This window comes from Amycolatopsis sp. DG1A-15b, from assembly GCF_030285645.1.
GTDB lineage: Bacteria > Actinomycetota > Actinomycetes > Mycobacteriales > Pseudonocardiaceae > Amycolatopsis.
In genome coordinates this window covers 4,178,064-4,203,896 of sequence record NZ_CP127296.1, presented here as the reverse complement: position 1 = coordinate 4,203,896, position 25,833 = coordinate 4,178,064, and the positions used below count along the sequence as shown (strand labels likewise).

At 68.6% G+C, this 25,833-nt stretch carries 23 protein-coding genes and 3 pseudogenes; 9 read left to right on the top strand and 17 right to left on the bottom strand.

What is annotated here, in order from left to right; genetic code table 11:
- Window positions 1-35: 35 nt before the first annotated feature.
- The 3 genes from QRY02_RS19140 (at window position 36) to QRY02_RS19130 (ending at window position 1,635) form a co-directional block, all read left to right on the top strand.
- On the top strand, window positions 36-452 hold the full coding sequence (locus QRY02_RS19140; protein ID WP_285992889.1) for a hypothetical protein: 417 nt from the start codon (window positions 36-38) through the stop codon (window positions 450-452).
- 498 nt (window positions 453-950) lie between these two features.
- The gene (locus QRY02_RS19135) at window positions 951-1,133 is read left to right on the top strand and encodes a hypothetical protein (protein WP_285992888.1); all 183 of its coding nucleotides are present in this window, start codon (window positions 951-953) and stop codon (window positions 1,131-1,133) included.
- Between the two features lie 139 nt (window positions 1,134-1,272).
- Window positions 1,273-1,635 (top strand): hypothetical protein, encoded by a 363-nt coding sequence (locus QRY02_RS19130; protein WP_285992887.1) that lies wholly within the window; start codon window positions 1,273-1,275, stop codon window positions 1,633-1,635.
- A 16-nt stretch (window positions 1,636-1,651) separates the two neighbouring features.
- On the opposite strand, the gene QRY02_RS19125 is transcribed toward QRY02_RS19130, so the two are convergent.
- The 4 genes and pseudogenes from QRY02_RS19125 to QRY02_RS48890 form a co-directional block, all read right to left on the bottom strand.
- Window positions 1,652-3,127 carry a family 43 glycosylhydrolase gene (locus QRY02_RS19125; RefSeq protein WP_285992886.1) on the bottom strand — a complete coding sequence of 492 codons (1,476 nt, stop codon included), beginning with the start codon at window positions 3,125-3,127 and terminating at the stop codon, window positions 1,652-1,654.
- Between the two features lie 376 nt (window positions 3,128-3,503).
- On the bottom strand, window positions 3,504-4,304 hold the full coding sequence (locus QRY02_RS19120) for a beta-galactosidase (protein WP_285993869.1): 801 nt from the start codon (window positions 4,302-4,304) through the stop codon (window positions 3,504-3,506).
- Window positions 4,305-4,406: 102 nt separating this feature from the next.
- Window positions 4,407-4,900, bottom strand: a pseudogene (locus QRY02_RS19115) (beta-galactosidase); the annotation flags it as partial.
- Between the two features lie 196 nt (window positions 4,901-5,096).
- Complete coding sequence (locus QRY02_RS48890) at window positions 5,097-5,636, bottom strand: DDE-type integrase/transposase/recombinase (RefSeq protein WP_502874215.1); 540 nt, start codon at window positions 5,634-5,636, stop codon at window positions 5,097-5,099.
- Between the two features lie 438 nt (window positions 5,637-6,074).
- Between QRY02_RS48890 and QRY02_RS19100 the strand changes: the two genes are divergently transcribed.
- Window positions 6,075-6,311: a hypothetical protein gene (locus QRY02_RS19100; protein WP_285992885.1), complete on the top strand. Its 237-nt coding sequence runs from the start codon at window positions 6,075-6,077 to the stop codon at window positions 6,309-6,311.
- Window positions 6,312-6,587: 276 nt separating this feature from the next.
- Window positions 6,588-7,253: a response regulator gene (locus tag QRY02_RS19095; protein WP_285992884.1), complete on the top strand. Its 666-nt coding sequence runs from the start codon at window positions 6,588-6,590 to the stop codon at window positions 7,251-7,253.
- A gap of 9 nt (window positions 7,254-7,262) precedes the next feature.
- Here the strand turns inward: QRY02_RS19095 and QRY02_RS19090 are convergent, their stop codons facing one another.
- Window positions 7,263-8,222 (bottom strand): Rieske 2Fe-2S domain-containing protein, encoded by a 960-nt coding sequence (locus QRY02_RS19090; protein ID WP_285992883.1) that lies wholly within the window; start codon window positions 8,220-8,222, stop codon window positions 7,263-7,265.
- A 127-nt stretch (window positions 8,223-8,349) separates the two neighbouring features.
- Window positions 8,350-9,555, bottom strand: coding sequence for a monooxygenase (locus QRY02_RS19085; RefSeq protein ID WP_285992882.1), 1,206 nt, complete (start codon window positions 9,553-9,555; stop codon window positions 8,350-8,352).
- A gap of 239 nt (window positions 9,556-9,794) precedes the next feature.
- Here QRY02_RS19085 and QRY02_RS19080 point away from each other — a divergent pair, with 239 nt between their 5' ends.
- Window positions 9,795-11,882, top strand: coding sequence for an MMPL family transporter (locus QRY02_RS19080; protein ID WP_285992881.1), 2,088 nt, complete (start codon window positions 9,795-9,797; stop codon window positions 11,880-11,882).
- A 110-nt stretch (window positions 11,883-11,992) separates the two neighbouring features.
- Here QRY02_RS19080 and QRY02_RS19075 read toward each other — a convergent pair whose 3' ends face one another.
- From QRY02_RS19075 to QRY02_RS19065, 3 genes are all read right to left on the bottom strand, one after another.
- The gene (locus tag QRY02_RS19075) at window positions 11,993-13,441 is read right to left on the bottom strand and encodes a HAMP domain-containing sensor histidine kinase (protein WP_285992880.1); all 1,449 of its coding nucleotides are present in this window, start codon (window positions 13,439-13,441) and stop codon (window positions 11,993-11,995) included.
- Window positions 13,438-14,121 (bottom strand): response regulator transcription factor, encoded by a 684-nt coding sequence (locus QRY02_RS19070; protein ID WP_285992879.1) that lies wholly within the window; start codon window positions 14,119-14,121, stop codon window positions 13,438-13,440. The genes QRY02_RS19075 and QRY02_RS19070 overlap by 4 nt, the downstream gene beginning before the upstream one ends.
- A 962-nt stretch (window positions 14,122-15,083) precedes the next feature.
- Entirely contained in the window at window positions 15,084-15,671 is a 588-nt protein-coding gene (locus QRY02_RS19065; protein ID WP_205661209.1) for a DinB family protein, read from the bottom strand.
- 89 nt (window positions 15,672-15,760) lie between these two features.
- On the opposite strand from QRY02_RS19065, the gene QRY02_RS19060 reads away from it, so the two are divergent.
- Entirely contained in the window at window positions 15,761-16,690 is a 930-nt protein-coding gene (locus QRY02_RS19060; protein ID WP_285992878.1) for a helix-turn-helix domain-containing protein, read from the top strand.
- 30 nt (window positions 16,691-16,720) lie between these two features.
- Here QRY02_RS19060 and QRY02_RS19055 read toward each other — a convergent pair.
- From QRY02_RS19055 to QRY02_RS19040, 4 genes and pseudogenes are all read right to left on the bottom strand, one after another.
- Window positions 16,721-17,059 (bottom strand): annotated as a pseudogene (locus QRY02_RS19055) (transposase family protein); the annotation flags it as partial.
- Window positions 17,014-17,961 (bottom strand): IS3 family transposase, encoded by a 948-nt coding sequence (locus QRY02_RS19050; RefSeq protein WP_285993867.1) that lies wholly within the window; start codon window positions 17,959-17,961, stop codon window positions 17,014-17,016. The gene QRY02_RS19050 and the pseudogene QRY02_RS19055, both read right to left, overlap by 46 nt.
- Window positions 17,962-17,963: 2 nt before the next feature.
- Window positions 17,964-18,266 carry a transposase gene (locus tag QRY02_RS19045; RefSeq protein WP_502874214.1) on the bottom strand — a complete coding sequence of 101 codons (303 nt, stop codon included), beginning with the start codon at window positions 18,264-18,266 and terminating at the stop codon, window positions 17,964-17,966.
- A gap of 675 nt (window positions 18,267-18,941) precedes the next feature.
- On the bottom strand, window positions 18,942-19,433 hold the full coding sequence (locus QRY02_RS19040; protein ID WP_285992877.1) for a phenolic acid decarboxylase: 492 nt from the start codon (window positions 19,431-19,433) through the stop codon (window positions 18,942-18,944).
- 465 nt (window positions 19,434-19,898) lie between these two features.
- Here QRY02_RS19040 and QRY02_RS19035 point away from each other — a divergent pair, with 465 nt between their 5' ends.
- Both QRY02_RS19035 and QRY02_RS19030 read left to right on the top strand, forming a co-directional pair.
- Window positions 19,899-20,747, top strand: coding sequence for an alpha/beta fold hydrolase (locus QRY02_RS19035; RefSeq protein WP_285992876.1), 849 nt, complete (start codon window positions 19,899-19,901; stop codon window positions 20,745-20,747).
- The gene (locus QRY02_RS19030; RefSeq protein WP_285992875.1) at window positions 20,740-21,321 is read left to right on the top strand and encodes a TetR/AcrR family transcriptional regulator; all 582 of its coding nucleotides are present in this window, start codon (window positions 20,740-20,742) and stop codon (window positions 21,319-21,321) included. The genes QRY02_RS19035 and QRY02_RS19030 overlap by 8 nt, the downstream gene beginning before the upstream one ends.
- Before the next feature lie 90 nt (window positions 21,322-21,411).
- Here QRY02_RS19030 and QRY02_RS19025 read toward each other — a convergent pair whose 3' ends face one another.
- From QRY02_RS19025 to QRY02_RS19010, 4 genes and pseudogenes are all read right to left on the bottom strand, one after another.
- A complete protein-coding gene (locus tag QRY02_RS19025) occupies window positions 21,412-21,711 on the bottom strand; it encodes a substrate-binding domain-containing protein (RefSeq protein WP_285992874.1) in 300 nt (99 codons plus the stop codon).
- Window positions 21,712-21,856: 145 nt separating this feature from the next.
- A pseudogene (locus tag QRY02_RS19020) lies at window positions 21,857-22,249 on the bottom strand (integrase catalytic domain-containing protein); the annotation flags it as partial.
- 30 nt (window positions 22,250-22,279) lie between these two features.
- Window positions 22,280-22,762 carry a helix-turn-helix domain-containing protein gene (locus QRY02_RS19015; RefSeq protein WP_285992873.1) on the bottom strand — a complete coding sequence of 161 codons (483 nt, stop codon included), beginning with the start codon at window positions 22,760-22,762 and terminating at the stop codon, window positions 22,280-22,282.
- Window positions 22,763-22,771: 9 nt separating this feature from the next.
- The gene (locus tag QRY02_RS19010; protein WP_285992872.1) at window positions 22,772-25,660 is read right to left on the bottom strand and encodes an AfsR/SARP family transcriptional regulator; all 2,889 of its coding nucleotides are present in this window, start codon (window positions 25,658-25,660) and stop codon (window positions 22,772-22,774) included.
- Between the last annotated feature and the right edge of the window lie 173 nt (window positions 25,661-25,833).

Here is a 25,833-nt window from a genome sequence, read left to right as displayed (position 1 = left end):
TCAGTTCCTTTTCCGCCATCACAAAGAGGTGCGACATGACTGATTTGCTGCAGCCGGTCTGGTGCATCACCGGCGCGGATCAGCTCGAGTCCGGTCATTACCTGCCCGCGGTCGCGGTCAACCTCGTCGCCGAAGTGGGGCAGCTGCGAGATCAGGGGCAGTTCCCGGAGCACGTTTCCATGGGCGTCGAGGTGGACTCAGGCCGTCACCTCCTCGAGGTCCGGGTCCACGGTCTGTCACCGGCGCGCGATCCTGACCGCACGGAGACGATGTCGGCCATCCGCACCGTTTTCGAGCTGGCCAGTCACGCCAATGTCGTCGACATCAGCGGCACCGTCGCGCCGTTGTTCACCATCCGCATCGTGGCTGTCGGCTTCGACAGCATTCCCTACGCCGGGCTTCTGGGCGCAGGAATGGGCGACATCCATCCCGCGGTCCAGCACCACTGGTGACGTGCCGGCCAACGACAGGGGACTCCGCGTTCCGGGCGACACCGCCGCCGGATTCGCCTCCGCAGACCGGCTACCCGAAGGGGGAGCCATTTCCGCTGGACCGGCGAAGTGCGCTGAGGCGGGACAGCCGGAGCAGCCGGACGGGTCGTCGCGGTTGCGGTCGGCGATGGCGTACCGACAACGCCGCCGACACCGATGGCGGTGGCTCACACGCCAGGTGCCGGCGGCCGAGTGCCGGCGCGGCAACGCCCGCCTAACGCCCTCGCGGGCGCGGTCCGGTAGCCGGTGGGATCGGAATGCCGGGTTCGGTCAGCGCCCGCCGGATCTCGGCAACCGCGGGCCTGTCCGCCGGTTCCCGGGCTGTCATCCGCGTGTCCAGCCGGCGATGACCTCCTGGTCCCGGCGCGCCGAAGACCTCACCCACGACAAGACCGACGAGAAAGATGCCGTGCTGACCGGGCAACTTCGCTGTAATGTCCCCGAACCCGTCGACGAGACGTGCGCAGGCTGCGCCATCTCGGTGCCCGCCGCGAACAGCTGATCGTCGGCATGGTCAGCCAGATCCAGCAGATCCGCGCCCTGCTCGAATGCGATGTCGGTACCGTGGGGCGAGCAGCTGCGCGGTGTTCATTGGCCGGCGCCGAGCACAGGTCATCCGGAAGGGACACGATCAGCCCTTGAGCTGGTTGATCGCGGCGGTGGCGGCGAGGATCCCGCCATGGCGGCCTCGATGGCTTCGAGTATGTCGGTCTTGCGGCCACCGCGGACGGCTGGCCGCTGGGCCGCAGCACCTCGACGGCCTGACCAGGTCGACGACGCCATGCACTTCGACAACCTCGACTGGTCCCTGGCACGAGTCGGCGACCACCTCGGCGTCAACGACACCGCCGTGCTGAACAAACTGCGCGAACGCGGCATCCCACCCGAGACAGGGCCGTGCTTCGACAACGCGGTCGCGGAGTCGTTCTTCGCCACCCTCAAGGCCGAGATCGGCACCACCGTGTGGGCCACCTGCAACGACGCCCGGCGGGGCGTTTTCGCCTCCCTGGGCTACTACAACCACGCCGTCTACATTCGACACTCAACTACCGCACCCCACACGAAGTCCGTGTCGGCTATCGTCAAGGTCTCACCCTCGTGGCATGAAATCCGGTGTCCGGTCTTCGGGGACAACCTCACGTAGATCCCGACGCCGCCGATCAAGGCAACCGGGGAGCCGGGTTGCCGGCAGGCAGGGCGGCCGGTGCCGGGTCGAAGTCGAAGGTGGCCTGCGCCTTGTCCGCCGCCGAAGTGACCTTGTCGAAGTAGAGCAGGTTGTCGGGTCCGCGGTGCAGGTACCGGCCCGCCGGGTAGCCGGTCGCCTCGAACGAGACGCCGCTGCCGGACAGTCCCCGCCGCAGGAAGAAGCTCGCCCCGGTGACGAAGTCCTCGTGCGACGTGGCGTCGCGGACCCACGCCTCCCCGTTGTCGTCACGCAGGTAGTAGTGCGGGAAGTTGGCGGATTCGAGCGATACCGTCCCACCCTCCGCCAATCCGGGCACAAGCCGGAACTGGCCGTCCTCCGCCGGGCTGACAGCGGTGTCGAGCCGGGCCCGGTACTCGTAGTGCCGCACGGACAACTCCGGCGAGGCGTGCATCCGTAGCTTGACCGGCGCCGGATCAGCCACCGGTACGCCGAAGTTCGGAGTGCCGTCGGCGTTCCAGGTAAACGGTTGGATGCGGGTGCGCCGGTTCACGTCGTCGAGGGCGCTTCGGTCCTCGTCCTTGAATGAGTAGTCCCGGTCGTGGTACACGAGAATGTCTGTCTTGCCGTCCTCGGCGACCACGAACGAGTTGTGCCCGGGACCGTACTGGCCGGTGGCGGCGTCGGACTTGAAGACCGGGTCCGGGCGTTTTGCCCAGGACTTCGGATCGAGCAGGTCAGCTCCCTTCCCGGCGGTCAGCATGCCGAGGCAGTAGCGCGTGTCGGTGGCGCTGGCCGAGTAAGTGAGGAAGGTCCGGCCGTTGCGTTGCAACACCGTCGGCCCCTCGTTCACGCGGTACCGCTGGATCTCCCAGTCGTAGGTGGGAGCGGAAATCAGCACCGGAGTGCCGGTGATCTCCCACGGATGCGCGCCCATCTTCGCGATGTAGATGCTCGTGTTGGTCGGGTTGGCGACCTCCGCCGGCGGCCGCTGCGTCCAGATCAGGTAGCGGGTCTTCTTCGCGTCGTACTGGTCGACGAACGTCGAGGCGTCCAGGGCGAACTTCTCGTCGGCGATCCCGGTGTGGATGGCGCCCTTCTCGGTCCAGGTCGTGGTGAGCGGGTTGGTACCGGCACCCTCCAGGACGTACATCCGGATGTCCCAGGAGTCCGAAGCGCGTCCGGCCGCGAAGTACACGTACCACTTGCCGTTGATGAAGTGCAGTTCCGGCGCCCAGATGTGGTTGGCCATCTCACCGGTTGCGTGGTGCCGCCAGATCACCGTCTCGGGTGCGGACGCGAGACCGGTCAGGGTCTTCGCCCGACGCAGCACGATCCGATCGTATTCCGGCACCGTGCCGGTGAAGTAGTAGTACCCGTCGGTGTGCTTCATGATCTGTGAGTCGGCGCGCTGTTGGATGAGCGTGCCCGCGTACACGGTGGGCACGGACGCGGTGGGCGCGGGCACCGCGTTCGCCTGCGACTGCTGCACGACAAATCCCACCGTCGCTGCCACTGCCATCACAGCCGCCAACGCAAGCCGCCGGATAGACCTACCTGTCATCACTGTCCTGTTCACCTTCGTTGGCCAACTCGAACGGCATCGACCTGCACGTGAGGGCGACCCCCGACGGGATCGATCACCTCGTCTCAATGACGTCACGGCAGTGTGAACGCTAACATCGCGACCGTCAATACGTGACCGTGAGTATCGGGGCATGCACGGAGTGAACCCGCGGGGGCGGTGGTGTGCATGTCCGTTGATAGAGGGCAGTCTGGTGTCGCCTTCGGAATCTGAGTAGTTACCACGAAAACCGGGCCGCCTGTCAAGTCATTACGCCGGAGGAGCGAAGGTCGTGGACCCTCGGCTAAGGCAGGCGTTCGACCACGACCCGGACTTCGCCGGCCAGCACGCGGACGCTGCCGGTGGGGCTCTCTCCCGTGAGCAGCTCCACGACCCCCTCGCTGACCGGGATCGAGGTGTCTTCGCCGGAGTGGTTGATCGCGAACAGGTACCGCCCCTCGGCGCCGAGGCGTTCGACCACCTCGACGTCCCGGGGCAGATCACGGGTCGGCAGCAGTGCGTCCGAGGCCACCCGGCGCAGCACGGCGTCGAGGCCGTCCGCGTCCAGGCGCGTCGAGACGTACCACGCCGTGCCGTGGCCGAGTGGGTTGCGCGTGACCGCCGGCCCGCCGGCCACCGGTCCGTCTACATAGGACCAGACCGGCGACGCGCCGCGGAGGGCGACGACCTCGGACCAGACGTCGCCACTCAGTCCGTCGCCGAGCCCGATCCGCTCGCCTGCGCGCAGCGGCGTGAACTCCTCCACGACCAGGCCCAGCACGTCCCGCAGTGCCCCGGGGTGCGGCCCCGCGTGAATGGTGTCGTTTTGGTCCACGATCCCCGAGAAGCACGACACGACCAGGACCCCGCCGTCTTCGACGTACCGGCGGAGGTTGGTCGCCGCGGTGTCCGTCATGGCGTACAGCGCGGGCACGACGACCAGCGGATAGCCGCCCAGATCAGCCTCGGGGTGGGCGAAGTCGACGGTGAGGTGCCGGTCGTGGGCGGCGGCGTACCACGCGTCCGCCCGCTCCTGGACGTCGAGATCGATGCTGGGATGCCATTCCAGCCGCTGGGCCCACCAGGACTGCCAGTCCCACAGCATCGCGACGTCGGCGGTCACCCGGCTGCCGCGGATCGGCGCGAGCGCCTCGAGGTCGCGGCCGAGCCGGACGCCTTCGCGCCAGATCCTGCTGTCCGTCCCGGCGTGCGGCAGCATCGCCGAGTGGGACTTCTCGGCGCCAGAGCGGGAGGCGCGCCACTGGAAGAACATCGCGCCGTCCGAGCCGCAGGCCACGTGCCCCAGGCCGTTGCGCGTCATTTCCCCGGCCGTTTGGCGATGTTGCGAGATTGCCAGTTCACCGCGCTGGTGGAGTGCTCCAGCAGCAGCCACGGCCGCCCGTCGGCCAGGGACCGGGTGATGTCGGCGGCCATCGCGAGGTTGACGTGGTTCCGGTCGGCTTCGGCGACGAGGTAGTGATCGTTGGTGACGAGGTCGACCTCGGGTGCCCAGGCCCAGTAGTCCAGGGTTTCGCACTGGGAGAGGGCCGCCTGGAAGTTCGTGGTCACCGGGATGCCGGGGGAGAGCGCGTGCAGCACGTCCCGTTCCCGTTTGAAGTCGGCGAGCAGCTCGTCGCTGGTGAACCGTGCCCAGTCCAGCTGACCGCACGGCGCGGGATGGGCCGGGCCGAGGTCGCCCACTCCATTCTGGTCTCGGCCTACTACATGCTGCTGCGCGACGAGCCCTATCGGGAACTCGGCGGGGATTGGCCGGCCTGCCGCCGGGTCTACCTCGGACCGCAGGAGGTCGAGCACTCACATCTCACGGTGAGGAGTGCCGCCTGTCGGCCCATGCGTCGAATGCATAGATGGTCCGCCGCAGGTGCTGTGAGTGGTGCTACGCCGCCAGATTGGAGTTGCCCCGGTGAGGCGGGCACGGGGTTTTCAGGCAGCTGGGGTTTGAGCGTAGTGGTTGATTCGGGTTTCGGCTGGGGTGTTCTCGCCGATGGTGGAGTGCAGTCGCTTGTGGTTGTAGTAGTGCAAGCAGCGGAACACGTCCTTGCGGGCCTCGTTGCGGGTGCGCCAGATGGTGGTACACCGCGTTGTCGCTGATCAGACGGCGGGCGGCGGCCAGGTCGATGGCGTCGCAGACCAGGTCGGTCCGCATGTGCTCGGCCATGGCGTGCCCGACGACCTCGCGGGTGTGCAGGTCGATGACGGTGGCCAAATACAGCCAGCCCTGAAACGTGGGCAGGCAGGTGATGTCCCCAACCAGACGTTGTCCCGGTTTCTCGGCGGTGAAGTCGCGGCGGATCAGATCGACCGCAGGGGTGACCCGGCCGGCCGCCGGTCGGGTCAGCGGGCGGCGTTTGCGGCGGGTGATCCCAGCCAGGCCGTGTTCGCGCATCAGCCGTTCGACCCGTTTGTGGTTCACCACGATCCGCGGCGGTGCAGTTCGGAGGTGATCCGTGGCACTCCGTAGGCGCCGCGGTGTTCGGCATGGATTGTGCCGGTCAGGGTGACCCGCTCTTGCTCAGTCTGAGCCCGCGCGGCCCGGTCCGTCTCGGCGGACTGCGGCCACAGATCCGGATACCTGAATCGCTGGGCCGTTGACTTGCGGAAGAACCGGGCCTCGACGCTGGGCGATCTACTCGACGGAGCGTGCCGCCTGGCCGAACAGAAAGACCAGGAATTCGAGGTGTTGATCCCTTCGTCTCGGTTCCGGACCACGAGTCGCTGGCCTCGCAGCTGGCTGAATGGCTCAACCCCAGTCGGGCTGCCGACTGGCTCGTCGAGAACGGGTTCGACAAGCCGCCCCGGCACAACGGCGCGTTCGCTTACCGGTTCAGGGTCAAGGACCCCGTCGCTGCCGCTCGTGCCGCTGGCGCTGTCGTGCGCCGTTTGGAAGCACGTCGCGCCTACGCTCGCGAATCTGCCTACGTGCGCAACGGACGAGGCTATCGACTGCAGGCGGTCGGACAGGTATGCGAACGTCACCCTGGAGCACGAGATCCGAGCGCTGCGACCGTTGCAACAATGGCGATCCGGCAGCTCCGACCGGCTGGACCTCGGCGTGCAGCTGGCCGCCTTCCGCATCGTGCAGGAGGCTTGACCCGCACCCTCAAGCACGCTGGCCCGTGCGCCACCCTTGACCTGAACCTGGCGGCCGACTCCTGCCAGGTCCACATCGTCGTGCACGACCGCAGCCCACCCGACGACGAACCCTGCGCCTGCGGCCAACCGGTCTGAGCGCCGTTTTAACAGTCGTTTCAGGTTCGCTCGGTATGAAGTAGGCACCGCCGGGTGACGCGGGGTGGCGGCACGGTCAGCGCCGGCCCACATCGGACCGCGGCTGGACCGTCTACGCGACCCTGAAAGGCAGCCATTCATGATCTCTGTGCTCGTGGTGGACACCCAGCCGCTGCAGCGCTTCGGGTTTCGCATGCTGCTGGAGAGCACCCCCGACACCGAGATCGTCGGCGAGGCCGAGAACAGCGCCGAGGCCGTTCGGTGGACCACCGAGCTGCATCCCGACGTGGTTCTGATGGGCATCCGCATGCCGGGCGTCGACGGGCTCGAGGCCACCCGGCGCATCGTCGCCGCCGGTCGGCGTTCGCGGCTCCTGGTGCTGACGACGTTCGACGTGGACCGGTACGCGCTCGCCGCACTGCGGGCCGGAGCGAGCGGTTTCCTGCTGCAGGACACCCGCCCGGAGGAGCTGCTCGCCGGCATCCGGGCCGTCGCCGCCGGGGACGCGGTGATCGCGCCGGCGCTGACTCGGCGGCTGCTCGACGCGTGCGCCGACCGCCTCGGCGATGACCTCTGCGGGACCGTGCGGGAGGATCCCCGGCTGGACTCCCTGACCGGCCGCGAGCGCGAGATCCTCGTCGCCATCGGCCACGGCCTCACCAACGGCGAGATCGCGCAACGGTTCACGCTGTCGGAGTCGACGGTGAAGTCCCACGTCGGGCGGGTCCTCGCCAAGATTGGCGCACGGGACCGGATCCAGGCCGTCATCCTCGCCTACGACCTGAGACTCACCCGGCCGGTTTAGCGCGGCCCGTCATGCGGTGGCGACCTGCCCGTCGACGACTCGCACTGGCACGTTGGTCAGGGGTTTTGTCGCCGGCCCGCCGGTGACTTGGCCGTTGCCGTCGAAAGTGGAGCCGTGGCACGGACAGCGGAAGCCGGAGCCGGCGGACGTGATGGGGCAGCCCTGGTGAGTGCAGGTGGCGAGGAATGCCATGAAGGTGTCGGCCGAGGGGCGCACCAGGTATGCGGCGGAGCCGTCCGGCGTGGTGAAGCTTGTCGACGAACCGACGGCGACGGCGGAGACCGCAGCGATCACTGTCGGGGAGTTCGTTCCCGGGTCTGTCGGCTGGCTTGGTTTCGGGTTGGTGGTGGTGCGACGGGAAAGCGCGATGACACCGCCGCCGAAAGCAGCGGCCGTCGCGGTGATCAGGCCGCCCCAGAGCAGAATGCGTCGCTCGACGTCGTCTGGGGCGTGGTTCGGCGGCCAGCGACGACGTATCGCGGCGCGCAGGTGGGCCGTCGTGGAGAACAGGCCTGCATCGCCGGCGATCAGCAGCGGGGTCCAGGCGGCTGCGAAGACGATGTCGGCGCCGAAGTAGTACGGGCGGGTCGTCCAGCTGACGGTGAGGAAGAAGCTCAGCGCGAGGAGAAACCCGCCGAGTGCGGCGATCCGGGTGAACAGCCCGAGCAGAGCACCCAGCCCGACAGCGACCTCGCCGAAGGCGATGACCAGGCCGGTGATGGTCGGGTGTTCGGCCGTGAACGACACCAGCGGGCCGATCGGCGAGGTTGCCGCGGCGTGCAGCATCTGAGCGTGGACGCCGAGGGGTGAGGTGTCGTCCAGGTAGTGGGTGTCGAAGATCTTGGAGAGGCCTGCGTAGAGGAATGTGCCGCCGAGGAAGACGCGTAGCGGCAGGAGTGCCCAGATCGGTATCGGTAGTGGCGCATCGGCCCGTGGCGTTGTATCGCCGGGAGAAGGCTCGGGGGACAAGAGAAGCCGCCTTTCACGTCGGGGCGGGAGTTTCCAGCTGCGGCAGGAGTTCGGTGCGGACGTGTGTGAGCTCAGAGCTGTTTCCGATTTATTGGCCTGAGAGAGCTCACACACGTCCGACGCTTCATCAGGACTTGCGGGGGGAGACCGTCATGATGCCCGCGCACATCTCATCGCTGGTGCCGTCCCCCCACACCACGTAGCGCGGCGGCAGCTTGCTCAGCTGTGGCAGCCGTTTGCGCAGTCCCGCGTCGTGCGTACACGTCACCCGCAGCGTGTCCCCCGGACCGATCTCCACCGGCGACGGCAGCTTCACCAGTCGCTGGTTGTCGAAGTCGAACTGCGGCACGTCCAGCACGACCTTGGCGTTCGGCGTGCCGGGGTTGAGTTCGACCTTGATGGCCCGCCCGAGCAGGTGCATGTGGCCGAAACCGGCGAACAGCGTCATCGGCGCCTCCACCTTGTGGTCGCACGTCTGGGTGTCGCCTGGCTTCGGCGCGCTCTGGCCGCACTCCTCCAGCTGCTCGTCCGCGGTGCCGCCGACCTCCGGCCCGAACCGCTTCGTCACGTCCGCGATCGAGGCCGCCCGGTCACAGAGCGGACCCGACTCGCCGGCGGGGCAGGGCAGGTCGGTCGGCGCGTCGAGCGGCAACGTGTCGAGTTCCCTGGTCTGCGGCGTGCCGTCCGTCAGCCGCAGCCGCAACGCCGTGCGGTCCGACCCGCCCGGCTTGCCGTCGGTCGCGAGCAGGTTGTAGTGCATCTGGAGGATGACCAGGCTGCCTGGCTCCAGCTTGAAGCCGGCGTCCTGGGTGAACAGCGTCTCCGTGGCGCCCGGCGCCCAGGTGTCCGCCCACGTCGCCTCCCCCTCTTCTACTTCGGCGCCCTTCACGCCGGTCCCGCCGAAACACTGCCAGCCGGGGCCCGGGGTCTTCGCGTCCTGCTCGCGCACCGCGGCAGCGCCGCCCGGCGGCACCGTGTACACGATGGCGTGGTGCGCGAGGGCGATGTTCTCCGGCATGACCTGAGTCCCGGTCAGGAACGCCGCCTTGGTCAGGCCCGGATCGATCACCTGGCACCGGTACTCGTCCGTGCCGCCGCCCTCCGGCGGCGCGGGCGTGTAGGCCTCGGCCATCTTCAGGTCGACGAACCGCTCGCCGGCGCGCAGCGGCTGCGGTGGAGCCGGCGGCTGGCCGGCGTGCCCGTTGTGCGAGCCGGCCGCGGGGGGCGCCGCACTGGTGCCGGCGTTCGACCCGCAGGCGGCGAGAGCGAACGCCGTCGCCAGCGCCATGGTGGCCGCCCCGAGCCTCCACAGTGGACTATCAGGTTTCGTCATAGCCTGAACGCTAGACCCAATTCCGTTCCGTTTCGTCGTACTGCGGTCGTCATTCTCGGGAGGAAGGCGGTACGACGGTACTACTGGGCCCGAAATCACGCCCATTTTAACGGTCGTTTCAGATTCGCTCGGTAGGAAATCGTCGTCAGACAAGCGATGTAACCCGTAGGAGGCTAGTGATGGCAGTCAATGCAGCGCCGTCCGCGGAAGCGCCGGCCAGTCGGTTGGCAGGCCGGTGGGTGCCGTGGTTGGTGATCGGCTTGTGGGTGATGCTGGCCGTGTTCATGGTGCCCCTGAGCGGAAAGCTGAGTTCGGTCACCACCGACAGCGCCGCGGTCACCCTGCCGGCCGGCGCCGAGTCCACGAAGGTCGCGGTGCTGGAGGACAGTCTTCCCGGCGGGGAGGACAACACGTTCGTCTTCGTGTACCACCGCGCCGGCGGCATGACCGACGCCGACCGCTCGACGGTCGAGCGCCACTACGAGACCCTTGCCAAGCGGTACCCGCCGAAGGTGGCGGCCTCGGCCGGCGAGGGCGACGAGGGCCCACCGACGAGACCCTCCACCGACGGCAAGGCCATGATGTTCACCCTCGATGTGAGCACGACCTACGGCGCACCGGAGGCGATCGTCGGCCCGTTGCGTGACGCCGCGAAGGACCGCCCCGCCGGCCTGGAACTCGACGTGACCGGCCCCGCCGCGATCGACGGCGACATGGAATCCGTCTTCGACGGCATCGACCTGCAGGTCTTGCTCATCACCGTCCTGGTCGTCACGCTCCTGCTCATCATCACCTACCGCAGCCCGGTGTTGTGGTCCATCCCGCTCGTCGCCGTGGGTGCGGCCGCACTGACCGCGATGGCGACCGTCTACCTGCTCGTCAAGGGCTTCGGCATCGTGGTCAACGACCAGAACTCGGCGCTGCTGACGATCCTGGTGTTCGGCGTCGGCACGGACTACGCGCTGTTGCTCATCGCCCGCTATCGGGAGGCACTGCACCACCACGAGAACGTCCGGGTCGCGATGGTCCACGCACTACGCGGCGCGGCGCCGGCCATCGTCGCGTCCGCGGCCACCGTGATCGCCGGCCTGCTCTGCCTGCTCGTCGCGGACCTGAACAGCACCAGCGGGTTGGGCCCGATCGGCGCGGCCGGCATCCTGTGCGCGCTGGTGGCCATGCTGACGCTGTTCCCGGCGATGCTCGTGGTGCTCGGCAGGCGGATCTTCTGGCCGGCCATCCCGCGGTTCGGCACGGCCGCGGAGGAGAAGCCGGGACTGTGGGGACGGCTTGGCACCGCCATCAGCCGCCGCCGGTGGGCGGCGGCGCTCGGCTCGGTCGGAGTCCTCGGCGTGCTCGCCATCGGGCTGGCGGGCAACACCGGCGCCCTGCGTCAGCAGGACCAGTTCCCGGACGCGCCGGAGTCGGTGACCGGCTTCTCCGTTCTCCGCCAGCACTTCCCGGAGCTCGGCGGCCAGCCGATGACGGTCTTCACGCGGCCGGCGTATCAGGAGCGGGTGCTCGACATCGTCAAGGGCACTCCCGGTGTGGCAGTGGCCATCCCGGGCCAGACCAGCGGTGGCTGGGCCGACATCTCGGTGTTCCCGACGGACGCGCCGGACACCGTCGCGGAGTACGACACGATCAAGCGGGTACGCACCGCTGTGCACGCGGTGAGCGGGGCGGAGGCGATCGTCGGCGGGCCGAGTGCGGAAAACCTCGACACCGAGGTGACCACCAGCCGCGACGAAATGCTGGTGATCCCGCTGGTGCTCATCGTCGTCCTGATCGTCCTCGGGCTGCTGCTGCGCGCGATCGTGGCCCCGCTGATCCTGATGGCGACCGTGATCGTCTCATTCGCCGCGGCCTTCGGCGGCAGCGTGTTCGTCTTCGACACGATCCTCGGGTTCAAGGGTATCGACCATTCGGTGCCGCTGCTGGCGTTCCTGTTCCTGGTGGCGCTCGGCGTCGACTACAACATCTTCCTGGCCAGCCGGGCCCGTGAGGAGACCGTGCGTCTCGGCACCAGAGCGGGCATGCTCAAAGCCCTCTCCGCCACCGGTGGCGTCATCACCTCGGCAGGCCTGGTCCTGGCGGCCACGTTCGCGGTCCTCACCACGCTTCCGCTGGTGATGCTGGTCGAGGTCGGGTTTCTGGTCGCCTTCGGCGTGCTGCTCGACGCCTTGCTGGTGCGGTCGGTCCTGGTACCCGCCCTCACCCTGCTGGTCGGACGGCGGATGTGGTGGCCGAGCCGGCTGTCCCGGCCGGTGGAGCTGCCGGGCGGTCAACGGCCGCTCGTGGACCATGAGGAGCCTGCGCTGCAACGGTGAGCCGCGGCGGCACGGACGAGATCCGGGACGGGCCCCAGGCTCCGTCCCGGATCTTTTCACGGTCCCGAGGGCCGCCGTCCCTTTGTCCTGCGCCGCGCCGCCGGAGCGGGTCAGCGCACCGCGGTGTCCTCCCCGGCAAGCCGCGCGGTCGGGGCGGGCGGGGCCGCGGCCGGAAGGTCGACCCGGAGCAGCGCGCCACCGCGTGCGGACCGGGCGACGGTGACCCGGCCGCCGTGGGCGTCGACGACCCGCTGCACGATCGACAGCCCCAGACCGGATCCCGGCAACGCACGGGCGCTGTCGGCACGGTAGAACCGGTCGAACACCCGAGGCACGTCGGCGGCGGCGATGCCCGGCCCGGCGTCGTCGACCTCGAGCACCGCCGACGCGCCCTCGGCACGGAGCCGGACCTGGATCGGCTGGTCCGCGGGAGACCACTTGCCGGCATTGTCGATGAGGTTGAGCACCGCCCGTTGGAGGCCGGCGGGACGCCCGCTCACCCACACGGAGGTCACGTCGAGCGCGACCTCGATGTCGGGCACCCGGGAACGCGCTCGGGTGGCGGCGGCCACCACCACGTCGGCGAGGTCGAGCACCTCGGTGCTCTCGTCGCTGACGTCACCGCGCGCCAGGTCGGTCAGCTCGGCGGCCAGGGTGCTCAACTCGGCCACCTGAGCGCCGAGATCGTTGAGCAGCCGGGTCCGGCTCTCCGGCGGCAGTGCGCTGTCCAGGGTGCCGCGCCGATCGAGCCGGATCAGCAGCTCGACGTTGAGGCGCAGGCTGGTGAGCGGGGTCTTGAGCTCGTGGGCGGCGTCCTCGGCGAGCAGCCGCTGGGCCCGCCGGGAGTCCCGGAGCGCGGCGAGCATGTCGTTGATCGACCGGATCAGCCGCCGGATCTCCCCGCCGCCCTCATCCGGGATGGCGGCGTCGAGATCCCGGGTGTGTGCGACCCGGACCGCGGCGGCGGCCAGCCGGTCGATCGGTGCCAGCCCGGTCCGCGCCACGGTCCGCCCGACAAGGGCGCCGCCGGCCACGCAGAGCAGCCCGATCAGCAGCATGCCCCACCCGAACCGGTTGTTCTGGCTGCCATCGGCGACGCGGGCCGCCTGGACCGCGCCGTCGCCCGCCCGCAGCGTGAAGATGAGGTAGCCGTCGTCGTCGCTGCCGTTCGATTCCATCAGGTCGGCCGAAGCGCCCTGCGCCACGCGCCGCGCGGGCTCGCTGACGGCGGGCAGCGCGGGTTGGCCGGCCGGCGTCCGGGTCGAGCCGTCGGGCAGGATGACCCGCACGAGCCCACCGGATCCGGGATACGGCGGTAGCGGGACCTGCGCCAGACCGGCGCGCTCCGCGTTCGCCGCCAGGACGCGGGAGTCGGCGCGTAGCTGATTCTGGGCGGTGTCCTGCAGCTCCCGGTCCAGTAGCTCAATGGCCACTTGGAAGGCCGCGAACACGCTGACCGCGATGGCCGTCGCCGCGATCACCGTCAGCCTGGTTCGCAGGGACCGCCGGCGCCACCACCGGGTCAGCCGGCGCGGTTCCCGGCCGGCGGCCCTGCTCACGGAGGAGTCTCCCGCAACGTGTACCCCAAGCCGCGCAGTGTGTAGATCAATCGCGGCTCACCCCCAGCTTCCATCTTGCGGCGCAGGTAGCTCACGTACACCTGGAGGTTGTTGGCGGTGGTGCTCATGTCGAAGCCCCAGATCGCCTCGAACAGCGCGTCGCGGGTCAACACCCGGGTCGCGTTGCGCACGAGGACCTGCAGCAGGGAGAACTCGGTCCGGGTCAGGCGGAGCGGCCGCCCGCCCCGCCACGCCTCGAACCTGTCGGGATCGACCCGGACGTCGGCGAACGACAGGATCTGCGACTCGTCGTCGCCCGGCGCGCGGCGGCGCAGCAGGGCCCGCACCCGGGCCAGCAGCTCCTCGGTGGCGAACGGCTTGGGCAGATAGTCGTCGGCGCCCGCGTCCAGCCCCGCGACCCGGTCGACGACTTGATCCCGGGCGGTCAGCATCAGCACCGGCAGATCCCGACCCGCCGCCCGCAACCGCCGGCAAGTCTCCAACCCGCCGAGGCGGGGCATCATCACGTCGAGGATCAGCAGATCCGGCGCGTCGTCACCGACCCCGTCGAGCACGGCGAGACCGTTGGCGACGGTGCTGGTGTCGTAACCCTCGACTTGGAGCACCCGCTCCAGCGACTCACGGATGGCCGCCTCGTCATCCGCGATCATGATCCGCACGCCGGGCCGCCCCTTGCAGTCGATGCTTTGCCGCTCAGTCTCCCCGATCAACCTGAGGCCAGGATTAAAAGCCGTCGCCGCGGTGGTGCCCGCGGGCCGTGCTCTTACGGATGCCCAAGTGGTCCGCGCCGTCGATTCGCCGGGGCAGGGACCAGCCGGTGGGGTCGTTGAGGTTGAGGCCGCAGACACAGTCGAGGGCATCTGCGGGGCTGCCGGCGAGCAGAATTGTCTGCGTACCCGTCGCGGCCGGCCAAGTGGATCGCGAAGCCCCAGATGCTCGCCGACCCGTCGAAGCGACCAAGGGTGCACTCTTTGCCCTGACCACCAAATGAGCTTTTCCAACCTGAAGATGCAAGTCAGCCACGAGCAGGAAGGCCGATAGCCCGGTGAGGTGAGGCTCCCGGTAAGACAGCTGTCGATCAAGATCAGAAGCCTTAACTGGAGCCTTGTCCGGGCGTGATCGCGCTGTGCGCCCGATCGGTGAGCCACCTAGCTGCATAGTCCATGCCCGCCGTCAGCAGCGGTGATCCCGCTGGGCGGTGCCTCGACCACGGCAGGCAGGCCCACTACGCGATCTTCAAGCAGTGGGCCGAACAGCTGGTGGGGACTGCGCTCGACCCGGATCTGCAGGACCAGACACGACTTCACCGGCTTCATCGCGCACAACGTCAACCTGGCGTTCAAGGGCATCATCGGGATCGGCGCGATGAGGCGACCCCCACGATGGCTGGCAGGGTGTCCGAGTCGTACGTCTCGCGGGCGGGCGGCCACCGACGGCGTACCCGCGAGACGTCCGGCACGGCTACACCGAGGCCGACTGGAAGATGTGGACGGCCGCCTGGCTCAAGGACCACAACGAGGTCCGGGACGTACCGACTGGTACAACACAGTGATCAATAGCCGGAACGGTCTCCAGGCTCGCCCGGTGGTGGGTGGCTTCTTCGCCCTGCCGACGTTCTGAACTACGTGTCCCGCGTGCGGTCGCCGGTGATACGGGCGGCCTCACGTGCCGCGATCTCGACACGATCGTGGAACTCGGACCACCCGTCGGGAAGGTTGCTGACCGTTGGGTGGTAGCCGGCGCGGCCATCGATGAGCTCGCGGACGATGTCGGCGTGACCGGCGTGCCGGCAGGTCTCGGTGATCATGTGGACGAGCATCCACTGCAAGGTCACGTCGCGCATGCCTTCGGGAAAGTGGGGCACCTTGCCGGGCGAGTCGAGATCGAGTGCCGCGATGGTGGCGTCAGCGTGCTCCCACGACCGTTTGTACTGCGCGATGATGTCCTCGCGTGTCTCCTCGGGGCGGGCGAGGAAGTCCTCTGATTGAGTGCGGTCGACCAGCCACTCGCCCGCGTGGGCGGGTCGGTCGAACACTTCGCCGAAGTAGCCGAACTCGTTGCCCGTCAGGTGCTTCACCAGTCCGAGCAGATTGGTTCCGGTCGGGGTGAGCGGCCGGCGCGCGTCGTACTCGGACAGGCCGTCGAGTTTCCACACCAGGACGTCGCGCACCTGCTGCAAGTACAGGTGCAGATAGATTTTCGGATCCACGTCCCGACCCTAGAAATCCGGTACCGCCGCGGTCTTGGACACGCGTGCCGTCTCGATCGACGATGCGTGCCACGTGGTTGGATGGCCGGATGGACTCGGTACGCGGCTCGGTTCGGCTGGACACCGAACGGTTCGGTGTCGACGCCTTCCGCGACGGCTGGGAAGCGCAGGTCGGCGACGGTTTCACGTTGCCCGCGTTCCACCACGAAGCCACAGCCGGAGCCGTCGTTCGTGGTCTCGCCTCCCGCGTCGGGGACTCGGTCATCACAGACTTCGAAACCGCCACGCGCGTACGGGTCGATTCCGCGGTTCCCGACACTGGCGAACTGCGGCTCTACGTGGTGCATCGTGGCGCCTACATCCTCAGACGTGAACGCGACACGACAGCTGTCGACGCCGGCCAGTTCCTGCTGAGCCGCTCGACCGGGTTCACCGGCTACGACGTCGCCGCGGGCACTACCGCCCAGGTGATCGGGCTGCCCGCCGAGGCGCTGGGCTTGTTCGCCGACGGCACGCAAGCGACCGGCCCGGCCGCCGCCGCGGAGGTTCGTATGCTGCTGGCACACACGAGTGTTGTCCACGCGACACTCGGCGACCTCAGCGATGGCGGCGTCGACGCCAGCCGCAACGCATTGGTGGAGCTGGTCCGCGGGGTTTTGCACGGGTATTTCGACGGCACCGAACCCGGCCTGGGCGGCCCGCTGGTCCACGCGGCCTGCAACCTCGCCGATCAACTACTCACCGACCCGGACCTGACACCAGCGCTGCTGGCGCGCCACCTCAAGGTCTCGCTGCGAACGTTGCATCGGGCCTTCGCATCAACCGGCGAGCCCGTCGCGGCGTACATCCGCCGACGTCGCCTCGAGCAGGCGCGCCGCGCGCTCCTCTCGCCGTCCCGCCCCACGGTTTCGGAGATCGCGGCACACTGGCAGTTCGCCGACAGCAGCCACTTCATCCGGATGTTTCGTCGCTACTACGGCCAGACGCCGGCCCAGTTTGCCCGCGATCACCATCACTGAGCGTTTTTCAACTGGGTAGATCGGGTTCACGACATGGTGCAGGACGAGGATGGCCTGCACGATCGTGGTCGTCCGGGACGGGCTGCAGCGCAGTATGGCGAGCAGTTTCCACGTTTTGATGGGCGCGACGGCGCGTTCGCCGCGGGCGCGGATGCGGGCGTGGGCTCTGTTCACGACTTTCTGTCGGGCTGACAGTTTCGGCCGTTGGCGGTGGCGCTTGAACGGCGTGCACACGGTACCGCCGGCGCCTTGATAGGCCTTGTCCACGAAGGTCATCACCTTCGCGCCGGCCGGAGCGTCGATGAGGTTGTACGTGTGGGCGGTCAGATCGTGCGTCGAGCCCGGCACTGCCGCCGAGGCCCAGACGAGTGGGGCTGACCCGGTTTGACGGACAGGGTCGTTGAGGTGGTCAGGCTACCTGGCGGGTGGCTTCGTAGGTGTTGGGACTGAGGTAGCCGAGGCTGGAGTGCAGCCGGCGGGTGTTGTACCAGCCTTCGATGTAGCTGAAGATCGCCTTGTGCGCAGCAACCCGGGTCGGCCAGCCGCGCCGGTCGATCAGTTCCGCTTTGATGGTGGCGAAGAATGATTCGGCGACAGCATTGTCCCTTACGCCCCACCGACAAGCGCACGCCCAGATCGTCGGCGAGAGCGCCGAAGTGGGCAGACGTATATTGGCAGCCGCGATCGGAGTGGAAGATCACTCCGGGCTCCGGGCGGCGCTGGGTGACGGCGTTGTTCAACGCCTCGGCGATGAGGTCGGTGCGCAGGTGATCGGCGGTGGCCCAGCCGACGACGCGGCGGGAGCCGAGGTCGATCACCGTGGCCAGGTACAGCCAGCCCTCCCAGGTGTGGATGTAGGTGATGTCCCCGCACCAGCGGGTGTTGATGTCGCTTGCACTGCAGGAGAAGTCCCGTTTGATCAGGTCAGCCGGAGTGCTCGCGGCGGGATCGGGGACGGTCGTGGTGCGCCACCGCTTCGGGGTCCGCCCGGCGCGGCCGGCTGCGCGCAGGAGCCGGGCGACACGCTTGCGGGAATGCCGCCTGCCGCGGGCGCGCAGTTCGGCGTGCAGCCGGGGTGTTCCGTAGGTGCCGTTCGACTCGTCGTGGATCGTGACAATCTCCTCGGTCAGTTCCATGTCCTGGCGTGCACGGGCAGACGGCTCGGCGCAGCGGTGGGCGTAGTAGGCGGCTCGGGAGATCTTCAACAGGGTGCACGCACGCTTGACGTTGCCGCCCTCGGCAGCGTTCTCCGCCTCGATGAACGGGTACACGTTCACCGGATCTCCTTCGCGAAGAAAGCCGTCGCTCGTTTGAGGATCTCCACGTCCTCGGACAGGCGGCGGTTCTCCCGCCGTAACCGGGCCAGCTCGTCCCGCTCGTCGCTGGTCAGCCCGTCGGTGCGGGTTCCCGCGTCCAGCTCGGCCTGGGTGACCCACGCCCGCACGGCGGTCTCGGTCAGGTCGAAGTCCTTCGCGACCTGACCCACCGAGCGGTCACCGCGCTGGCACAACTCGACGATCTCGGCCTTGAACTCCCGCGTGAACGAACGACGAGGTCGAGGCTTCCTCTTGCCCATGGTCTCCATGATGAGGGACATCCTTCCGGAGGCTCACGCCCCCTGATCTCAGATGTCCGTCAAACCGGGTCACGCCCACGAGGCGACCTGCCGCGTCCGCGATGACCTGGACGTTCATGCCGTGGCGGCGATGTTTTCCGGAGTAGTACTACGCCGACAACGGCGCGCTCCTGCTGGGCATCAACCGCCTCACCTACGACTCGGCTGGCTGGCCGCAAGTAGCCTGAGCAGCCACTGGACCTGGTGCGGTCCGGCAAGCTTCGACTGTACGTGGGGGGCCGCCGCGAGCCGGAGGCCCCTCACGGAGGAGGCGCTGGCGATTCCCCTTTGTCGTTCGGCGCGGCCGGGCGTCGTGGAGTCCCGCTCTGCTGTCCGACCGGCACGGACGGGTCGATAGCTGCGCGCAAAACGGTCGATCGAACAGCCGACGGACGAAAGGTCGAGTTGCGGAGTCGGGCACGGACCGGCGCAGGCGGAGCCTGGCCAGGGTGGGCGGCCCGTGGGATACGGCAGTCACGGTGCCGGGAAAGCGAGGCCGAGTGGCAGTGTGGCGGCCTGCCTTTGGCGTGCCTGCCGTCGAGGCGTTCCATCGCTGGTCCCATTCGCCGGCCAGACGGTTGCGCCCCGGAGCCCTCAACCCGGCCGAACCGGTCGACGGACATGCGGCGGGGTCGTTCACGAGGTGCGGTCGGCGTACCCGTCGGGCAGTTCGTCGGGTGCGCGGTCGATGACGCTGTCGTCGTCGGCGTCGCGCTGTTCGACGAAGCTGATCCGCGCGGTCTCGTCGACCACTTCGACGGGGTAGGCCGGTCCGGTGTCACGGAGGGCGGTCATCCGGTCGAAGTGGTCGTTCTGGAAGCACACCGTCTTGGCGGGGTCGTCCCACACCCAGCGGGGGAAGAAGATCGCGCCGTGGACCTGGCGTTGTTCCAGGTCGACGACCAGAGCGACCGACGTGCCGGTGGGTTCGGTCCAGGACAGGGTGTGAGTGCCGGAATCGAGGCGTGTGGTGTGGACCGCCTGGTCCTTGACCCATCGCCCGCCGACCGGCCCGCTGTGGATGCGATAGTCGATCGTGGTGGGGTTTTTGACGTACAGCTCGTAGCGCCACCCGCTGTCGTAGGTGTAGATCAGGTGCTTGCCGATCAGCGCGTTGTTCACGTTCATCGCCTCCCGGGCGGTGTCACCGGTTCGTCCGGCGACGGGGTTTCGTGTCCTCCGTGTCCCGGACGAGTACGTCGAGCGCGCCCGGCACCCCGTGCCGTGCGGCCACGAGGCTCCGCCGCAGAGCCCGCTGGCGACGGCTCCACCCAGCGAGCGCCGGACCGAGGTTGCCTGCACCGCCACTCTCCACTGTCAAGCCCAGTGAAATGGCCTTTTCGCTGGTGACCAGCGTAATGCTTGCATGCACGCGACTTCGGACAACCGCGCAGTCGACTCCGGACATCCCACCGATGGTGCCGGGAATTCTCTTCCGTGAGCACCACCGGCATCGTTCGGCGAACAGTGAGGCGTGGTGACCGCACTGTCGCAGGCGGCCAGGCCGGTGACGACACCTTGACCGGGGAGGCGGGGCACGCGTTGACACCCCGAGCTAACGCCGCTAGCTTTTAGCTACAGACGTTAGCTTCCGTGGAGGACATCGTGCCCGAGTACTTGAACATCGCCGGCAACACCATCGCCTACGACGTGAGCGGTGAGGGCCTTCTCGTTGTTCTGGCGCACGGCATGGGTGACAGCAGGCACTCCTACCGGTTCGTCGTTCCGGCTCTGGTCGCGGCCGGGTACCGGGTCGCCAACGTCGACATCCGCGGTTGCGGTGACTCCAGCCTCGGCTGGGACGGCTACAGTCGGACGGACATCGCCGGTGACCTGGTCGCGCTCATACGCCACCTCGGCGGTCCGGCGGTGATCATGGGGCAGTCGATCAGCGGCGGCGCCGCGACCATCGCTGCCGCCACGGCGCCCGATCTGATCACGGGCGTGGTCGAGCTGGCGCCGTTCACCCGCAAGCAGTCGGTCTCTCTGGGTGGGCTGCTGCGGGTGAAGCGCCACCGGGCCGGTTCCACCCGGCTGGGTATGACCATGGCCCTGGGAAGCCTGCCGGCCTGGAAGAAGTACCTGGACCTGGCGTACCCGACCAAGCCGGCGGACTGGGCCGGCGAGCTGGGCCGGATCGAGGCCAAGCTGAGTGAGCCCGGCCGGATGAAGGTATTGCAGGCCATGTGCAAGACCGCGCCGACCGACGCCGGTGCCCAGCTGGTCAACGTCCGTTGCCCGGTGCTGGTCATCGAGGGCAGCCTCGATCCCGACTGGGCCGATCCGCTGGCCGAGGGCGAGAAGATCGTCGCCGATCTGGCTGACGGGCTCGGGGAAGTGGTGGTCATCGATGGCGCCGGTCACTACCCGCACGCCCAGACCCCCGACGAGGTCGTGACACTGACCTTGCCGTTCCTGGCCAAGACGCTGGCCAATGCCTAGGGCCGGACTGGACCCGGCGTCGGTCACCGAGGCCGGGGCCGCCCTGGCCGACGAGGTCGGCTTCGAGCGGCTCAGTATGGGTTTGGTGGCTGAACGGCTCGGGGTCAAGACGCCCTCGTTGTACAAGCACGTCGCCGGCCAGGCCGACCTCGCCCACCGGATCGCCGTCCTGGCCATGACCGAACTCGCGGACGCCATTCGCGACGCCATCCAGGGGCGTTCCGGCAAAGAGGCGCTTGTCGCCGGAGCGCATGCGATGCGGACGTACGTTTTGGAACACCCCGGCCGGTATGCCGCCGGCAACACCGCCGTCGTCACGGGGCCGGACGACCCACTGGTCCCGGCCGTCGGTCGCGTCCTTGACTCCTGGACGGCCATGCTGCACGGGTACGGGCTGGATCCCGGCCAGGAGATCCACGCGCTGCGGATGCTGCGCAGCCTCCTGCACGGATTCTCGTCCCTGGAAGCGATCGGCGGTTTCCGGATCAACACCGACGTCGATGACACTTTCACCTGGATGCTCGGGTTCATCGATCAGGGGCTGAAAGCGAAACGGCCCGACCCCGCTCACTGACTCGTCCAATCGTCCCACGCAGTTCTGCCGGACTTTGATGCCTGCCCCTGCCGGTCGAAGAACGCGCGAAGTGCGGTCGGTGCGGCGGGCTCAGCGGGTCGGTGGGCCGGTAGTTCCGCGGACGACGAGCTTCGGATCCAGGACGATCTCCGCCGGTGCCCGGGATTCGTTTTCGAGCCGGTCGGTGACGGCGTGGACCGCGGCTTGGGCGAGGCCGGCGGCGTCCTGGTGGACCGTGGTGAGGTCGATGTGCGACAGGTGCGACAGGTGGTTGTCGTCGAACCCGACGATCGAAATGTCGCGAGGGAACTCGAGGCCGAGCAGTTGCCGGGCCGCGGCCATGCCCGCCTCTTCGTCGTGCGCACCTGTGAGGTTCCAAAAGTCGCTCACCGGCGCTGACCAGTAGTAGGCCTCCGAGAAGCCGGCGTCGCTTGATCCGCTGAGAGATGAGATCTGCCGCGGGGTGGGTCGGCCGGGGTGGGCGAAGCTCGCGGGAACGGTGCGGCCGTCGTCCGTTGTAGTGTCGGACGTACTCGGCGAGCACGGCGTGCAGATGCTGCTCGCTGAGGATCAACCTACGGTCGGTGAGCTCGGTTCTGGCTGTCAGCACGAACCGCTCGGTGTAGCAGTTCGCCTGAGGGCAGCGTGGCGGAATCCTGACCGTCTCGATGCCCGCGTCAGCCAGGACGGCGTCGAAGGAGGCCGTGAACTGGCCGGCCCGGTCGCGGATGAGAAATCTGAACTCATCGGCTCGATCGCCGAGATCCGGCACGAGGTTGCGGATCTGCTGGGTGGTCCATCCGCTGTCCGGGTTCGTGGTCGTGCCCAGGACGTGGACGTAGCGGCTGCCGACCTCCAGCACGAAGAACACGTAGATCCGCTGGAGGGTGAGCGCGCAGTCGACGTGGAAGAAGTCGCAGGCCAGCATCGTCGAGGCCTGCGTACGCAGAAACTGCCGTCAGGTCGTGTCGGTGTGCCGGACCGGCGCCGGAGCTATGCGTGCCTGCTTCAGGATCCGCTGGATCGTCGAGGCACCGACCCGGTGTCCAAGCTTGAGCAGCTCACCCTGAATCCTCTTGTATCCCCAACGGTGGTTCTCCCTGGCCATCCGTTCGGTCAACCCGGCGATCACCTCGTCGACGGGCGGACGCCCGCGCCGGTGGGGATAGGCCCACTTCGCGGCTACCAGCCGACGGTGCCAGTGCAGGATCGTGCCCGGGGTAACCAGCCGGTGTGTCCGCAGCGCCTTGGGCAACAGCCGGACCAACGCCGCGAAAACAGCCCGGTCGGCCCACTCCAGGCGAGGTTTCGAGCTGATTCGGCGCAACACGGCGACCTCGTGGCGGAGCACCAGCAACTCGACGTCCTTCGACGCCGACGAGCGGCCAAGCGTGTGTAGGTTGCTCGACGCCGGCAATGCCGTGGTGACGAGCTGTCGCACGTGCCGAGGTCAGCTTCGACCGACCTGGAGCTGTTGGAGCTGGGCCGCGACCGCGACGGCGGCCTCGTGTTTGCCGAATGTCTGCCACAGTTGAAGTGCCCGGCTCAAGTGTGTCCGCGCTGCCACCGGGTCCTCGTACCCGATGTCCAGTTCGCCGAGCAGTTGCCAGCAGCTGGCTTCGCCCATCCGATCCCCGTCGCGCTCGAACACCTTGGCCGCGAGGGTCAGTACCTCGGCCGTCCGCGCGCTGTCCCGGCGCCCTGCGTGCACCCGGCCCATGCGCAACAAGGTGTACGCAACGCATCGTTCGTCGTGCAGGTCGTCGAATATGTCATGAGCCGTCTGCAGGCATTTCAGTGCTTCGCCGGAATCCTCATACAACCGGCTCATCTCCCGGAGCACAACGGCTTCCCGGTGAACATCGCCCAGCTTGCGCGACAGCGCCAGCGCTTCGTCGAACCAGGCCCGGGCATCGGCGGTCCGGCCCTGTGCCAGGTGAATTCTCGCGACGCCGTTGCGCAGCTGAGCCTCGATGTGCTGGTCGCCGGTGGCGATCACCAGATCCAGTGCCGTGATCGCCTGGTCGAGCGCATGCTCGTAACGGCCGTGCACGCGCTCGATCGTGGCGAGGGCCGCCGTCGCGAGTGCTTCGCCGCGCCGGTCGCCGGCTTGCCGGTAGAGCGCGAGTGACCGGTGCAGGTTGGGTGTCGCGCTGTCGAACTGGTCGCGGTAGATCTGTACCTGCGCGAGATCATTCAACAGCACCGCTTCGCCGCGTCCGTTCCCGGCTTCGCGCACGGTGCCGAGCGCGATTTCGTGGCCGCGCAGCCAGTCCTGATGCAGGCTCCTGAGGTCGTAGTACGGCACCATGGCGACTGCCAGTTCCCAGGCCGCCTCGTGCAGGCCCCAGTCGGCGGCCAGCGCGACCGCGTCGAGCACGGTGGCACGCTCGGCCTCGAACCAGCCCAGGGGGTCGCCGGCGGCCCGCCGCCGGACGTCCGCGGGCCCGGGGCGCCGTGGTGCCGCGCCGGGAGTCGGCCGGAACAGGCTGGGTGGCAGGTGCCCGGCCGCGTGTTCGGCGAGGTCCAGCCATGTCGCGAGCAGGTGCGCTACGGCCGCCTGTCGCGTCGGCAGGGGATACGTGGCCGCCGTTTCCGCGGCGTAGTCGCGCAAAAGGCCCGGCAGCCGGTAGCGGGGCTGGCCGGTCTCGTCGGTGCCGGAGATTTGGACCAGATTGGCGTCCAGCAGGAGGTCCATGATGTCGTCGGCATGGGCCCGGTCCACCAGCGGGCCGAGCACCCAGGACGGTACCGGTCCGCAGAACAGGCCAAGCAAGGCGAAGCCCCGCACCGCGTCTGCGGGCAGGGACCGCAGGCTCAGCTCGAAGCTGGCCCGCACGCCGAGTTCGCCGACGCGCAACTCGTCGAGCCGCTGCGATTCGTCGTCCAGCCGTTCGGCCAGCACGCGCAACGGCCACTTCGGCCGTCCGGCCAGCTTGGCGCCGGAGATGCGGATCGCCAGCGGCAGGTTGCCGCAGGCCCGCAGGATCGCGTCCGCCTGCTCGGGTTCGGCTGCCACCCGGGATTCGCCCACGATGGAGGTGAAGAGCTCGCGGGCCGTCGCGGGTTCGAACACGTCCAGTTCGACGTGCCGGGTGCCGGGCAGGTCGCTGATCGGCCGGCGGGTGGTGATGATCACGGCACAGCTGCCGGTCGAGGGCAGTAGAGGCCGTACCTGACCGGCGCTGTCCGCATCGTCGAGCACGATCAGCATGCGTCTTCGGGCCAGCGTCGATCGGTACAGCGCTGCTCGCGCTCGCAGGTCGTCCGGAATCCACTCGCCACGGACGCCCACCGCGCCGAGCATGTCGGCCAGCAGGTCAGCGGGATCCCGGGGCCGCGGTGACGTTCCCGTGAGGTCCAGGTAGAGCTGGCCGTCGGGAAAGCGCGCGGCCAGGGCGTGCGCGGCGTGCACCGCCAGGCTCGACTTGCCGACGCCCGGCGCGCCGGTCAGCACCATGACCGATGGCGGCCCGTCCTCCGAGCCGGAGGACACCGTGCCGGAGACTCGCGCCAGCTCTTCGGCGCGGCCGGCGAAGTCGGGGATGTCGGGCGGCAGTTGCCGCACCGGATCCACCCGGGAGACAGCCTCCGTCAGTGCCGGGTCGGCACGCACGATCTGCTCGTACCGGTGCCGGATGGACTGGCCGGGATCGACGCCGAGTTCTTCGGCCAGGAGCGTGCGCAACTCGAGGTACCCGGCCAGTGCGTCCGCCTGCCTGCCCTGCCGGTAGAGGGCAAGCATCTGAAGCTCACGCAATCGTTCCCGCAGCGGGTGGCGCGGGACGAAATCGGCCAGCCGCGACACCACCTCGGCGTGCTCGCCGAGCGCGAGCTGTGCCTCGGCCCAGTCCTCCAGCGCACCCGCCCGCGCCTCGGTCAGCCGGTCCGCTTCGGCCTGGACCATCGGTGTGGCCGGGACGTCCTCGAACGGTGAGCCTCGCCAGAGCGCGAGCGCCGCGTCCAGGTGCCGCGTCGCCGTGCCGGCGTCGCCCGCGCGCAGCGCCGCCCGGCCCTGTTCGGCCAGGGCCGCGAACCGGCCGGCGTCGATATCCTCGAAACCGGCGCACAATCGGTAACCTGGTGAGCAGGTAACCAACAACTGATCGCGATCGGCCTTCAATAACCGTCGGAGCCGGGCCACGTAGCCGTAGATCTGGTTGTCCACCGTTTTCGGTGGACGCTCACCCCACAGTTCGACGGCGATCCTGTCGGCCGAGACCACACGGTCCGGCTTGGCCAGCAGCACGGCCAGCAAGGTGCGCCATTTCGCCGCGCCGACGCGCCGCCACTCGCCGTCATCGAGGAACTCGAGCGGGCCGAGAACCCGAAACCGCATGTTCCTCCTTGTCGACATCACGCCACTTCAGCCGGATCTAAGCAACACGACGTACACGCCGAATACAGGTTGCCTACACATCCGGTTGCCACTGTCTGTCCCCGCAGGCGCATCGCGCCTGGTCAAGCTCGAAAAGCGGGGTGTGCGGCCCTGCCGGCCAGGGAGGCATGGCG

Excerpts from the sequence above, each read along its gene's own strand:
- QRY02_RS19140 (WP_285992889.1), top strand. The coding sequence starts at position 36 with ATGACTGATTTGCTGCAGCCGGTCTGGTGCATCACCGGCGCGGATCAG.
- QRY02_RS19130 (WP_285992887.1), top strand. The coding sequence starts at position 1,273 with ATGCACTTCGACAACCTCGACTGGTCCCTGGCACGAGTCGGCGACCAC.
- QRY02_RS19120 (WP_285993869.1), bottom strand. The coding sequence starts at position 4,304 with ATGCTGTGGGACTGGCAGTCCTGGTGGGCCCAGCGGCTGGAATGGCAT.
- QRY02_RS19095 (WP_285992884.1), top strand. The coding sequence starts at position 6,588 with ATGATCTCTGTGCTCGTGGTGGACACCCAGCCGCTGCAGCGCTTCGGG.
- QRY02_RS19085 (WP_285992882.1), bottom strand. The coding sequence starts at position 9,555 with ATGACGAAACCTGATAGTCCACTGTGGAGGCTCGGGGCGGCCACCATG.
- QRY02_RS19060 (WP_285992878.1), top strand. The coding sequence starts at position 15,761 with ATGGACTCGGTACGCGGCTCGGTTCGGCTGGACACCGAACGGTTCGGT.
- QRY02_RS19045 (WP_502874214.1), bottom strand. The coding sequence starts at position 18,266 with ATGGGCAAGAGGAAGCCTCGACCTCGTCGTTCGTTCACGCGGGAGTTC.
- QRY02_RS19040 (WP_285992877.1), bottom strand. The coding sequence starts at position 19,433 with ATGAACGTGAACAACGCGCTGATCGGCAAGCACCTGATCTACACCTAC.
- QRY02_RS19030 (WP_285992875.1), top strand. The coding sequence starts at position 20,740 with ATGCCTAGGGCCGGACTGGACCCGGCGTCGGTCACCGAGGCCGGGGCC.
- QRY02_RS19010 (WP_285992872.1), bottom strand. The coding sequence starts at position 25,660 with ATGCGGTTTCGGGTTCTCGGCCCGCTCGAGTTCCTCGATGACGGCGAG.